Origin of the sequence: Bacteroides cellulosilyticus, assembly GCF_020091405.1 — a bacterium.
Lineage (GTDB): Bacteria > Bacteroidota > Bacteroidia > Bacteroidales > Bacteroidaceae > Bacteroides.
Window position 1 is genome coordinate 2,134,511 of sequence record NZ_CP081903.1, and the last position, 12,535, is coordinate 2,147,045.

Here is a 12,535-nt window from a genome sequence, read left to right on the forward strand (position 1 = left end):
AAGTACGGCTTTTGCAGATAATAAAAAAGAAATGCCCGACATTTCTCAATGCCGGGCATTCTATAGATATTTATTTATTTACTACATGAAATCACTAATCGTAATTAGTGAAGGGCTTCTTACTGAATGATGCTCATGAAATCTGCATTCGTGAAGTACTTAGCAAATTCCAGGTCAGAAGCAGCTTTCTTAGCTAATGAAGAATCTTTAGCTACAGCGCTCTTCAAGCTGCTGGTAACCATAGAAGAATTGTTAGTTCTTGCACCTAATACAGCCATCAGGTATTCAGTATAAGCGTCTGGCTTTTCTACACTTGCCAAAGTATTTTTAGCTTTGTTGTAGTCCTTAGCCAGAATCTGAGCCAAAGCGGCACTGTTAGATTTCGTGTTGCCGAATGCGCTTACGGCTCTGTCATATTGACCTTGAGCGACGTACAGGTTACCCAGAGCTTCGTTCAGTTCTTTTGCACCGGAAGCTTTGCTCAGGTAAGTTTCAGCAGCAGCTTTATCACCCTTTGTCAAAGCGATCAAACCAAGGTTCATGTTTACTTCAGGAGCATCCTTGATAGAAGCAGCTTTCTTGAAGTAGCTTTCAGCCTTGTCAAGATTACCTGCCTGGTAAGCCAGTTTACCTAAGTTATTGTAAGCGCGATAGTCGTTCGGATAAATCTGAGTAGCTTTAGTGAAGATTACTTCTTGTTTAGCCGGATCGTTGGTCAGAGTAGCTGCGTACAGCAATTCTTCCAGGCTCAGTTGCTTAGCATCTGTGTTAGCCAGGTTAGTGATTTCGTCATCAGACTTACCAATGATTTCATAATTCAAAGTCAGACGAGAACGACGCAATTGCGGCAAGATTTCGTCAGCTAAGTTCTTGTAAACAGAAGAAATGTTCTTGATTTCCTGCTCTCTTTGTTCAGGATCAGAATACATAGACAGAACGCGAAGGATCAGTTCTTTATCCTGGATATTAGATTTAGATACCAATTCCTGGAAACCTTCCCAGTCCTGAGCAGTATATTTTGTATCGATAGCAGCGTCAACTTTTGCTTTCTTCAAGTTTTGGTTGATAACCTTTGCTGTGTTGTCCTGGCGGTTTTCAGCCAACTTGGTGTTCAGGCTTACACCACCATCGGGAGATGCATAAGCGGAAACTTCGATGTTGCTGATCTTCTTGTTTACAGCACCGTCTACGTTCTTCACTTCTTCGTTGAATTCCTTAGCAGTTTTCAATTCGCTGGCGCGAACGTTAGCTTGCTGAATCAAGAACATGATGTTAGCATCGTGTTTTTCCTTGATGATACGTTGGAAAGCGTCGTCACCGTTAGCAGGAGTAGCGCTGCTCAGTGTCTGCTCAACCATTTCAGAAGTAGAAATCACACCGTCAGCTACTTTCACGGCAGGAATAGTAACTGTTTTGCTACCGATTGTGGCTTTGAATTCCAGATATAACTCTGATTTAGCCATTTCGGGAACATAGTCGAAAGAAGTTTTCATAGTGTAGTTACCACCCATCTTGTACGAGATGGTCTGGTCGTTACCTTCTACTTTTTCTCCCTGGAATACGGCCGACTGTCCTTTAGCTTCTCCACCGTTCCATTTCAGAACCGGAGTTACTTCTACTACAGCTTTCTTGTTAAAATACTTTTCAGGGAATTTTCCGTTGATAGTGGCGGGAACTTTGCCACCTACAGCTTCAAGAACCTGAGGGGTCACGGTGAAATAATCAGAAGATAATTCACCCATTTTGCTGCTACAAGATGAAAGTGCAACAACCAGTGCCATTAACAAAGGCAGATACAATCTCTTAGTCATTTTAGGTATAAATTAATTGTTTGTAATTGAAATTAGTCTATTGGTTTCTCTTAGTGCCTATTACCACATAATAATAGCCTCGCAAAGATATTAAATCTCCCGGCACAATCTGAAAGGAATAGCCAATTTTATTATAATTTAATGAAATCCTGTCTCTTTTCTGTACTTGATGTTCCTTGGATGGTGTTCAATGATCTCACTCCGCAACATATTCCGGTCGATATGGGTATAAATTTCGGTAGTTGCGATGGACTCGTGTCCCAGCATACATTGTATGGCACGCAGGTTTGCACCTCCTTCCAGCAAGTGGGTAGCGAAGGAATGGCGGAAGGTGTGCGGGCTGATATTTTTGGTGATACCGGCTTTCTCCGCCAACTCTTTTATCAGGTGAAAAACCATGATGCGCGAGATGCTGTTTCCCCAGCGGGCAAGGAATACATAATCTTCAAATCCTTTCTTTATTTTACCAACATTACGGTCGAGCAACCAGTATTTTATTTCTTTGATGGCACGGGGGGAAATAGGGACTAATCGTTGTTTGCTGCCTTTCCCTTCTACCTTGATAAAACCTTCGTCGAAATAGAGTTCGGACAGCTTCAGATTGCAAAGTTCCGAGACGCGCAGTCCGCAACTGTATAGGGTTTCCAGAATGGCCCGGTTGCGCTGGCCTTCCTTTTTGCTCATGTCTACAGTAGCTATGATGGTGTCTATTTCTTCTACGGTCAATACCTCCGGTAGTTTAAAACCTATTTTAGGACCTTCGAGCAACTCACTGGGATCATCCTCCCGATAGTCTGCCATAATCAGGAAGTGGAAGAATGATTTTATTCCGGACATGATGCGTGCCTGGGAGCGGGGATGGATGCCGATGTCATGCAAGCCGGCGGCGAAACGTTGCAAGTCGTCCAGAGTGACTGACAACATATCGATATTCTCTGCTTCCAGAAAACGCAGCAATTTGTCAAGATCGGTCAGATAGGCATCAAGCGTATTGGCAGAAAGTGCTTTTTCTAACTTTAGATATCGTTGGTACTTTCTGATTATCAACGCTTGTTTCTCCTTATTTACTGTTTTTTCGTCTAATTTCATTTCTTTTTTCTACCTTTGCACCGTGAAAATAGGCGGTAACCCGGCGGAATAATGCGAATTTGTTTCCGCTTTCAGTCTGCACTATCTTTACAGCTTGATTTTAACGTTTCTCAGACGTATCTGAGCCGTACTTCCTCCGTACCAGCTCCGTATCTGCTCCGTATCTATAGGCTTGGACTTGCTACGGAGCAGCTACGGACCTGACACGGAGTTCGTATGGACTTTATACGGAGTTGGTACGGACCTCGTACGGAGTTGATACTTTCGGGAGACAAAGGTATAAAAAATTGTGTTATGAGGATACAAATAATTAACGGCCCGAATATCAATCTATTGGGTAAGCGTGAACCTTCCATTTACGGCAGTGTTACTTTTGAGGATTACCTTGCTGAACTTCGTAAGAAGTACGCTGACGTGCAAATAGACTATTTCCAGTCAAACATTGAGGGAGAGCTGATAGACAAAATCCAGCAAACCGGTTTTGAGGTGGATGGAATCATCCTGAACGCAGGTGCTTACACCCACACCTCCATTGCTTTGCAAGATGCCATCCGTTCAGTGACTTCTCCGGTCATCGAGGTGCATATTTCCAACGTGCATGCCCGTGAGGCTTTCCGGCACGTGTCTATGATTGCCTGCGCCTGTAAAGGTGTGATTTGCGGTTTCGGCTTAAACTCCTACCGTTTGGCGCTCGAAGCGTTGATAAGTGATAAATGATTAAATAAATAGGTATAAGATTATGTTATTGAAACAGACTAAAATCGTTGCAACCATTTCAGATAAGCGTTGTGACGTTGATTTTATAAAAGGCTTGTTTGAAGCCGGTATGAACGTGGTGCGTATGAACACGGCGCATCTTGGGTATGACGGCCTTGAGAAGTTGATAAATAATGTTCGTACGGTGTCCAACCGCATTGCTATCCTGATGGATACAAAAGGTCCGGAAGTCCGCACCACTATTAGTGAAGAACCTATACCTTATAAAACGGGAGACAGGGTGAAAGTGGTAGGCAATCCTGATATTCCCACTACCCGTGAGTGCATCTCTGTTTCTTATCCCAATTTTGTGCACGATGTGTCGGTAGGCGTCCACATTCTTATCGACGATGGCGATCTGGAAATGATAGTTGTAGATAAGACTCCCGAATATTTAGTGTGCGAGGTGCAGAATGAAGCTACGCTGGGAAGCCGCAAGAGCGTCAATGTACCGGGTGTACGCATAAACCTTCCTTCTCTGACAGAGAAGGACCGCAATAACATCCTTTATGCCATCGAGAAAGATATTGACTTCATAGCACACTCTTTTGTGCGCAACAAACAGGATGTTCTTGATATACAGGAAATCCTGGACGCTCATAACAGTGATATCCGCATCATTGCCAAGATTGAAAACCAGGAAGGTGTGGATAACATCGACGAGATTCTGGAAGTAGCCGATGGTGTGATGGTAGCTCGTGGTGACCTTGGCATCGAAGTTCCGCAGGAACGTATCCCCGGCATCCAGCGTTTGCTTATCCGTAAGTGTATTCTGGCTAAGAAACCGGTAATAGTAGCTACCCAGATGCTCCATACGATGATTACGAATCCGCGTCCTACCCGTGCAGAGGTGACGGATATTGCCAACGCCATCTATTATCGTACGGATGCTTTGATGTTGAGTGGTGAAACAGCTTATGGTAAATATCCGCTGGACGCTGTGAAGACCATGACGAAAGTTGCCGCACAGGCAGAAAAAGATAAACTGGCAGATAATGATATCCGTATTCCATTGGATGAAAACAGTAATGACGTGACTGCCTTCCTGGCAAAGCAAGCTGTAAAAGCTACTTCTAAGTTGAAGATACGTGCCATTATTACCGATAGCTATAGCGGACGCACTGCCCGTAACCTTGCTGCATTCCGTGGTAAATATCCAGTGCTGGCTATTTGCTATAAAGAAAAGACAATGCGCCATCTGGCACTTTCTTACGGTGTGGAAGCTATTTACATGCCGGAACTTGCTAACGGACAGGAGTACTATTTCGCAGCTCTGCGCCGTCTGCTGAAAGAAGGTCGTCTGTCTGAAACAGATATGGTGGGCTATCTGAGTAGCGGTAAAGCCGGAACACATACTTCTTTCCTCGAAATAAATGTTGTAGGAGATGCCCTGAAGTATTCTGAAGAAAGTGTGTTGCCGAATAAAAACAGATACCTTTAACTAAATTAAAAATGAGGAATGAAGAATGAAGAATTAGATTGCGCTACTTGCTGCATAGTAATTCTTCATTCTTCATTCTTCATTCTTCATTTCTATGACCATAGACGAATATATCTTGCAGCATATTGATGATGAAGGCGAATATCTGAAGGCTCTTTATCGGGATACACATATTAAGTTATTGTATCCGCGTATGGCATCGGGCCATTTGCAGGGGCGGATGCTAAAGATGTTTGTCAAAATGATACGTCCTCGTCGTATTTTGGAAATAGGTACTTATAGCGGTTATTCGGCTCTTTGCATGGCCGAGGGTTTGCCGGAAGATGGAATGTTGTATACATTCGAGATCAATGATGAGCAGGAAGACTTTACCCGGCCTTGGTTGGAGAACTCTGCTTATGCAGACAAAATCAAATTCTATATAGGTGATGCACTGGAGATGATTCCACAGTTTGATATTACTTTTGACCTTGCCTTTATAGATGGTGATAAGCGCAGATATATAGACTATTATGAAATGGTGTTGCCCCGTCTCTCCGCTGGTGGTTATATCATTGCTGATAACACTTTGTGGGACGGGCATGTGCTTGAAGAACAACCACATCGCACTGATCTGCAAACTATAGGTATTAAAGCCTTTAATGACCTTGTTGCACAAGATTCACGGGTAGAGAAGGTGATTCTTCCTTTGCGTGACGGCCTGACAATTATCCGCAAGAAATAATCTCTAACCTACATTGTTCATAGCAGGGTAGTTAAAGGGAGTTATCCCTTTTACTCCGGAGTGTGAATTATTCAGGCTAAGACAGGGGATAAGTAATTGTAACCACTTTCTGTTCTCCCTCTGAAATCTGATAGCTTCCTTTAAATGCTTCCAAATAAAGCCGGTTGATGTCGTGCAGGATACGTTGTTCCTGTTCGTCTTCCCATATTTGGTAGAGAGGGCTTCCTTTTACCGTGATTTTGAGATATTGGTCTTCCTGGGTCAGTGCATATTCTACCTGGCAAACTTCTCCGGTATATAACCTTGGCACGGACAATAGTGATGAGAGCAGTTTGAGGAACCATCTGCTGTCTGCCTGTATGGATAGTGCTTCAAGCTCCGTATGGAAGTGTGGGTTCACCATTGTGGTCTGCATATTTACCATCATTTTCACTTCCTGGCAAAGTTGTACTGCATCGCATTCCTGTACGTTAAAGCGCATCATTCCTGCCTCAAGGCGTGATAAATCAAGGATGTTATTTATCAGAGCCAATAGCTTTTCTGAATTGTTTTTTATGGCAGCCGAATATTCCTGTACTTCTTCTTCGGAGAGATCTTGCTCGGCAGACAGCAGTTCGGAAAAGCCTACGACTGTATTTAATGGTATGCGAATTTCGTAAGTGATGTTTTGCAGAAAATATTCTTTCATCTTATCTGCTGCCTCTATCGTTTCCAATGCTTGCCGGGTTTCTTCTTCCGAACGGCGTAGTTGTAGGTGAATGCGGAAGGCATGCATGATGGCAAGAAGCATCAGAATAAGTATGATGGAGGATGCTCCGACGTATATCCACCGGTATTGCTTGGTCATCAGTTCTTTGTCTAATAAGGCTTTTTGGATTTTATAGTTAGCCTGATATACCTCTTCATGGCGCTGCAGCATATCCTGGTTGAGGGAGTCGCCTTTCTGTGCGGCTGTCTTATAAATGTTGGCAGCTTCTTCATGTCGGCCGGCTTCCATCATAGCTTCCCCTTTCATTTTGAGGATGCCATTCTCATGAAAAGGTTCTGCTCCGCGGCAAGCAGATATGGCCAGATTAAATTCGTAGAAACATTTGTCCCAATCTTTCTCCAGCTTATAGTATATGCCCCATAGAGCATGATAATCAATATAGTAGCTGAAAAAGCTTTCTTTATCATAATACTTCCCGGCCCTTATCAGATGTTGTTTCAGGTTTTCTTTGTCTCTGTTTTTTGCATAAATCATGCCGAAGGATATTTCAGTTTCTAAGAAAGTGCTTTTCAGTGTATTTATAACTTGTGGACCTTTTTCCTGCATCTTTTTTAGCACTTTTTCCTGTTGTTCCAATTCACTAAGACCCTCCGTATACTTCTCCTGCTCCATATATATTTTCGCTAAATTTCCGTGTATTAACAGGAGTGAATATTCGTTGGCATTCGGATTTTCTTCCAGAGTTTGTTTATAGGTTTGAATTGCTTCGTCATACTGCTCTGCGAAATTCAACGCTTGTGCTAAAGCTATGAGCGAAACGAATGCTCCACTTTCATACTTGATTCGGATGGCCTCCTTTCGCATCTCTTTGGCCTGCATGATAGCGTATTCCGTATCTCCCTGGGCACATCTCATTTGGAGCATGCCTAACCAGACCGTATAATAGAGTGAGTAATCCTTATATCGGTAGGCGGCTTCTTTTAATTTTAGGAGATACTGTTCCATTTCAGAAGCCTCACCCCGGTATTCATAGTGACGGCAGTAGTCAAAGAGGGTGTACAGCTCTTCTTCGTGCATCCCTTTTCGTTTGGAGAGTACAAGGGCTGAATCCAGATATTCTAAAGCTGCCTCCTGACCTATATATTGCTGGAATGCTCCTCTCAATATCTTTGAGCGGAGAGTATCGTTTGTCTCAGAGTTAATGACTTGAAAGATGCTGTCACGGAATTGTTCTTCCGTTGAAGTCGGTGAGTTTGCCTTTGTCTGAAGCAATATCCCCATCATAAACAGGGTGATTAATATTGTTTTCTTCATGCTTTTCCCTCCTGTTTTAACGGGTGGGTGAAAATGAAACGCGAACCATCGGTATACTGCGGATCTATCCATATCTTTCCACCGAGACGGGTGATTATAAGTTGGCAGATAGCTAATCCGAGGCCTGTTCCCTGAGATTTCTCGTTTACTCTTTCGAAACGTTCGAATATGCTGCCTTGCTTTTCTAACGGAATACCGCAACCGGTATCTGTGATTGAGAATTGTGCCATGCCTTTTTCGTTTTGTTCCAGTAGCAGGGTGATACTTCCTTCTTTTGTGAATTTGGTAGCATTGACTAAAATATTGATTAGCACCTGGTGCAACCGAAGTGTATCAGTCTCAATCTCTAAAAGAGGAAGTTCTGTTTTGAAAAAGATTTCAGCCTGCGTTTGCTTGATGCCTTCCAGGGTCTGGATGATGCCTTCACATAAATCTACTGCGTTGCATTGTTTGAGATTGAATTTCATGTTTGTTACGTCAAGACAGGAAATGTCTACCACGTCGTTCACCAGATTCAATAACAGGCGTGAGTTCAGTTGGATAATGTCATTGCATTGTTTTCGCGTTTCCTCATCAATACCCGGAGTGGTCAGTACATCGGAGAAACCGGACAAGGCATTTAGCGGAGTCCGGATTTCGTGGCTCATATTTGATATGAACAGACTCTTGTTGCGTATTGAATTTTCTACGGCTTTCTCTGCTTTCTGCAATTTCCGCTTTGAGAGCATTAATTTCTTTGCTTGTCTTTTCAAGTAGAGAAAACAAATGCCGGCAACAATGATAAGGCAGGGTAATATGATAAGGGCTAATAATAACAAATGATTTTGTTGCTGGTTGTTAGCCAGTTGCAATTCATCAATGGAGTATGTCTTCCGTAAATCCTTTACCTTGTGAGAATTGATTTCCTTGTAATCGGTATCAATCTTATCTCCTAATTCTTTGTATAGATTGGCAGCTTTTTCATATTGTTGTTCTTTCATATGCTGATTCGCAACTTTCCATAGGCTGTCTTGTTTTCTGTCTTGGTTAGCGTAACTGCTAAGAAGCAAAGAAAATAGAAATAGTAGTGTGAAGACAGGTTTTTTCATGTTTGTTTGATTAGTGTCGCTGCAAAGATAATTTTATTCTGGATTAATTGTCTTGATAATCGTGCTAAAAAAAGTATAATTTATCAGCTAACTGAGATATTTCAGTAACTTTGTCTCTAAATTAAAGAAATATATAGTATGGAAACTACCAGACAGAACAAAATATCCCGTTTGCTTCAAAAAGAATTGAGTGAAATTTTCTTGTTGCAAACCAAGTCGATGCCGGGCATATTGGTGTCGGTCAGTGCAGTGCGCATCAGCCCCGACCTGAGCGTGGCACGTGCTTATCTCAGTATCTTCCCTTCGGAAAAGGCGGAAGAAATGATTAAGAATATCAATGATAATATGAAGTCTATCCGTTATGAGTTGGGAACGCGTGTACGCCATCAGCTTCGCATCATTCCCGAATTGAAGTTCTTTGTGGATGACTCGCTGGATTATCTTGAGAAAATAGATGAATTGTTGAAGTGAACCTTCCCTTCTACATAGCCCGGCGCTATCTCTTCTCCAAGAAGAAGCACAACGCTATCAATATCATTTCCGGCATTTCGGTGTGCGGAGTGGCATTGGCTACGTTGGCGTTGGTCTGTACACTCTCCGTGTTTAATGGTTTTCAGGACATGGTGGCGGGGTTCTTTACAGCTTTTGATCCGGAATTGAAAATTACGGTTCGTGAAGGAAAAGTATTTGAACCACAGGGGGCAGCCTTTCAGGAAGTGCGCTCTTTGCCGGAGATTGATGTCTGGACAGAGACGCTGGAGGAGAATGCCATGGTGCAATATAAGGACCGTCAGGCTATGGCTATTATTAAAGGGGTGGAAGATAATTTCGAGGAGCTTACGTCTATTGATAGTTTGCTGTACGGCGCAGGTGAATTTATCCTGCATGACTCTATCGTAGATTATGGCGTATTGGGTGTGGAGCTGATATCTGAGTTGGGAACAGGACTTCAGTTTGTTGATCCTCTTCAAGTGTATGCTCCCAAACGGAATGTACGCGTGAATATGGCTAATCCTTCCGCTTCTTTCAATCGTGATTACCTTTTTTCTCCCGGTGTAGTGTTTGTGGTCAATCAGCAGAAGTATGATGCGCGCTACATTCTTACTTCTCTTAGCTTTGCTCGTAATCTTTTTAATTATGACACGGAGGTGTCGGCTGTGGAATTGAAGTTGAAGCCGGGGGCGGATGTCACGGCTGTGCAGAGAAAGATTGCCCGTATCCTGGGTGATGAATTTGTGGTACTGGACCGTTATGAGCAGCAGGCAGATGTGTTCCGTATTATGGAGATAGAGAAATTCATATCTTATCTTTTTCTCACATTTATTCTTGCGATAGCCTGTTTCAATGTGATTGGGTCTCTTTCCATGTTGATCCTGGATAAACGCGAAGACGTGGAGACTCTGCGTAATCTTGGAGCTGATGACCGCTTGATAGCCCGTATATTTTTGTTTGAAGGTCGGCTTATTTCCCTGTTCGGTGCACTTTCCGGTATTGTTTTGGGGCTGTTGCTTTGCTATATCCAGCAGCGTTTTGGCATCATCTCCTTAGGTGGCGGTAGTGGCAGCTTTATTGTGGATGCTTATCCAGTCAGTGTGCATGCAACGGATGTAATACTGATATTTATTACGGTGATTACTGTCGGATTCCTTTCGGTGTGGTATCCGGTGCACTATTTGACGCGGCGGTTACTGAAGAAATAATGTCAGTTTTCGGTTACGGCAGATTCCTATAAATTGAGTGACGGATGATGAAATACCTGTTAGTAGAAGACGAACGTTTCGCTTACGAAGAAATGAAGCGGATGATGGAGAAGTTACGCCCCGATTATCAATTGGAGGCATGGACAGCCACTGTGGAGCAGACCGTACAATTTCTGAAACATCATCCGGTAGATCTGATGTTGCTGGATATCCGGTTGACGGATGGATACAGTTTCGACATTTTTGAGCAGATGCAGGTTACGACGCCTGTTATCTTTACTACTGCTTATGATGAGCATGCCATACAGGCATTCAAGGTGAATAGTGTGGATTATCTGCTGAAGCCTGTGGAGGAAGATGATTTACTGGCGGCATTGAGGAAATTTGAACAGTTCAGGGTTGTGCAACCTCCCGCTACCGATTACAGGAAACTGGAAGAAGCATTGATGAGTAATTGTAAAAAGAACCGTTTCCTTATCCAGAAAGGTGATGCATATCATTATGTGGAGACTTCGGATATCGCTTTCTTCTACAGTGAAGAAAAAGTAGTCTTTCTGCATACCTTTTCAGATAAACGCTATATTGTGGACTATACTTTGGAACAGATAGAGCAGTTGCTGGATGAGAGGACTTTCTTTCGTGTTTCCCGCAATTGCATTGCCAATATCAATTCTATCCATAAGATATCCAAGTACTTCAACAGTCGGTTGAAGTTGAGCTTCCAGCCTGAATGTCCGCACGAGGTTTTAATCAGTCGTGTGCGGGTTCCTGATTTCCTGAAGTGGGTGGATGGTGTACTTTAAAATGCGTTTGGGGGATGAAGAATAAATGGTATATCCTGCTTTTCATAGTGATCATTGCAATTTCTCTGTTTGCATTCCAGTATGTGGCGGAGCTTCTTTCTGACGCTCCCCGGAGCCTGAGTTTGGAGACACAGTATCTGCTCAATTTACCTGCATGCATCTTTGTGGGGATTGTTGACTTTCTCATCATTGTTATTGTTCATAAGAAGCTGGACAACATTAACAATACCATGAGAATATTTATCGATTTGCTGTTGGCATCCGTGTGGGTGAGTGGCTTCGGCATAGCGGCAAATTATATCCTGTCCATTATTCTGGAGGAACCTTGGCCGGAAGATTATGCTCTGCTGAAAATGTCTCTGCCGGTAGTACTTTGGAATAGCATGATTGTTCTTCTGATTGAGATATTCTTTTATCAGCAAAGCCAAATGGAAGCAGAGAAGAAACTGGCAATTATAGAGAAAGAGAAGATTCAGTATCAGTATGAAACCTTGAAAGCCCAGATAAATCCACATTTCCTGTTCAATAGCCTGAATGTGCTATCCTCACTGGCCTATAGTGATGCGGAAAAGACCAATCTGTTTGCTAAAAAGCTGTCAGGTGTCTACCGTTATCTGTTGTTCACAAACAATCGTCCGATGGTTACTTTGAAGGAAGAACTGGCTTTTCTGGAAAGCTATGTATTTCTGGAGAAGATTCGCTTTGAAGATACATTGTTCATCGAGATAGACGAATATGATTTGTACGGAACCAGATTGATCATTCCCGTCAGCTTGCAACTGCTGGTAGAAAATGCGATTAAGCATAATATAGCTACTTTAAAGAATCCACTTATTGTTCGGATAGGTTTTACCGATGAAGGGATCATGGTTTCCAATAATCTGCAACTGCGGAGTTCGGTAGATAGGGGAGGTGTAGGATTAGGGAATCTGGAAAAGCAATACGCCTTGTATGATAAAGCAATTGATATAGTGAAAAATGCTACAGAATTTGTGGTGAGAGTCCCTTTCCTCGAATAATCTTCTTTTTTCCTTTTGTTCCATCTTTGGGATAATGAAATTCAACAGGTCTTTCATGCAGTTCGTCGGAAAAGACTTATA

General features: G+C 42.8%; 11 protein-coding genes. 7 read left to right on the forward strand and 4 right to left on the reverse strand.

Annotated features, from left to right (window positions below; genetic code table 11):
* Positions 1-119 precede the first annotated feature (119 nt).
* Both K6V21_RS07335 and xerD read right to left on the reverse strand, forming a co-directional pair.
* Entirely contained in the window at positions 120-1,811 is a 1,692-nt protein-coding gene (locus K6V21_RS07335; protein WP_217715480.1) for a tetratricopeptide repeat protein, read from the reverse strand.
* A gap of 138 nt (positions 1,812-1,949) precedes the next feature.
* Positions 1,950-2,900 (reverse strand): site-specific tyrosine recombinase XerD, encoded by a 951-nt coding sequence (gene xerD, locus K6V21_RS07340; protein WP_217715481.1) that lies wholly within the window; start codon positions 2,898-2,900, stop codon positions 1,950-1,952.
* 294 nt (positions 2,901-3,194) lie between these two features.
* Between xerD and aroQ the strand changes: the two genes are divergently transcribed.
* From aroQ to K6V21_RS07355, 3 genes are all read left to right on the forward strand, one after another.
* Complete coding sequence (gene aroQ / locus K6V21_RS07345; RefSeq protein ID WP_217715482.1) at positions 3,195-3,617, forward strand: type II 3-dehydroquinate dehydratase; 423 nt, start codon at positions 3,195-3,197, stop codon at positions 3,615-3,617.
* Positions 3,618-3,639: 22 nt separating this feature from the next.
* The gene (pyk, locus tag K6V21_RS07350; RefSeq protein ID WP_217715483.1) at positions 3,640-5,097 is read left to right on the forward strand and encodes a pyruvate kinase; all 1,458 of its coding nucleotides are present in this window, start codon (positions 3,640-3,642) and stop codon (positions 5,095-5,097) included.
* 94 nt (positions 5,098-5,191) lie between these two features.
* Positions 5,192-5,821: an O-methyltransferase gene (locus K6V21_RS07355; RefSeq protein ID WP_217715484.1), complete on the forward strand. Its 630-nt coding sequence runs from the start codon at positions 5,192-5,194 to the stop codon at positions 5,819-5,821.
* A 76-nt stretch (positions 5,822-5,897) separates the two neighbouring features.
* Here K6V21_RS07355 and K6V21_RS07360 read toward each other — a convergent pair whose 3' ends face one another.
* Both K6V21_RS07360 and K6V21_RS07365 read right to left on the reverse strand, forming a co-directional pair.
* Positions 5,898-7,844, reverse strand: a complete 1,947-nt coding sequence (locus tag K6V21_RS07360; protein ID WP_217715485.1) for a sensor histidine kinase — start codon at positions 7,842-7,844, stop codon at positions 5,898-5,900.
* The gene (locus tag K6V21_RS07365; protein WP_217715486.1) at positions 7,841-8,932 is read right to left on the reverse strand and encodes a sensor histidine kinase; all 1,092 of its coding nucleotides are present in this window, start codon (positions 8,930-8,932) and stop codon (positions 7,841-7,843) included. The genes K6V21_RS07360 and K6V21_RS07365 overlap by 4 nt, the downstream gene beginning before the upstream one ends.
* Positions 8,933-9,070: 138 nt before the next feature.
* Here K6V21_RS07365 and rbfA point away from each other — a divergent pair, with 138 nt between their 5' ends.
* The 4 genes from rbfA to K6V21_RS07385 are packed head-to-tail and all read left to right on the forward strand — an operon-like array spanning position 9,071 to position 12,454.
* Complete coding sequence (rbfA, locus tag K6V21_RS07370) at positions 9,071-9,403, forward strand: 30S ribosome-binding factor RbfA (protein WP_217715487.1); 333 nt, start codon at positions 9,071-9,073, stop codon at positions 9,401-9,403.
* Positions 9,400-10,632, forward strand: coding sequence for an FtsX-like permease family protein (locus K6V21_RS07375; protein WP_224321387.1), 1,233 nt, complete (start codon positions 9,400-9,402; stop codon positions 10,630-10,632). The genes rbfA and K6V21_RS07375 overlap by 4 nt, the downstream gene beginning before the upstream one ends.
* A gap of 44 nt (positions 10,633-10,676) precedes the next feature.
* A complete protein-coding gene (locus tag K6V21_RS07380; RefSeq protein ID WP_224321388.1) occupies positions 10,677-11,435 on the forward strand; it encodes a LytR/AlgR family response regulator transcription factor in 759 nt (252 codons plus the stop codon).
* A 14-nt stretch (positions 11,436-11,449) separates the two neighbouring features.
* Positions 11,450-12,454, forward strand: a complete 1,005-nt coding sequence (locus K6V21_RS07385; protein WP_217715490.1) for a sensor histidine kinase — start codon at positions 11,450-11,452, stop codon at positions 12,452-12,454.
* Positions 12,455-12,535 lie beyond the last annotated feature (81 nt).

Bases quoted from the DNA above. Each gene is read 5' to 3' on its own strand.
- K6V21_RS07335 (WP_217715480.1), bottom strand. From the start codon at position 1,811: ATGACTAAGAGATTGTATCTGCCTTTGTTAATGGCACTGGTTGTTGCA.
- pyk (WP_217715483.1), top strand. From the start codon at position 3,640: ATGTTATTGAAACAGACTAAAATCGTTGCAACCATTTCAGATAAGCGT.
- K6V21_RS07355 (WP_217715484.1), top strand. From the start codon at position 5,192: ATGACCATAGACGAATATATCTTGCAGCATATTGATGATGAAGGCGAA.
- K6V21_RS07360 (WP_217715485.1), bottom strand. From the start codon at position 7,844: ATGAAGAAAACAATATTAATCACCCTGTTTATGATGGGGATATTGCTT.
- K6V21_RS07365 (WP_217715486.1), bottom strand. From the start codon at position 8,932: ATGAAAAAACCTGTCTTCACACTACTATTTCTATTTTCTTTGCTTCTT.
- K6V21_RS07380 (WP_224321388.1), top strand. From the start codon at position 10,677: ATGATGAAATACCTGTTAGTAGAAGACGAACGTTTCGCTTACGAAGAA.
- K6V21_RS07385 (WP_217715490.1), top strand. From the start codon at position 11,450: ATGAAGAATAAATGGTATATCCTGCTTTTCATAGTGATCATTGCAATT.
- xerD (WP_217715481.1), bottom strand. From the start codon at position 2,900: ATGAAATTAGACGAAAAAACAGTAAATAAGGAGAAACAAGCGTTGATA.
- aroQ (WP_217715482.1), top strand. From the start codon at position 3,195: ATGAGGATACAAATAATTAACGGCCCGAATATCAATCTATTGGGTAAG.
- rbfA (WP_217715487.1), top strand. From the start codon at position 9,071: ATGGAAACTACCAGACAGAACAAAATATCCCGTTTGCTTCAAAAAGAA.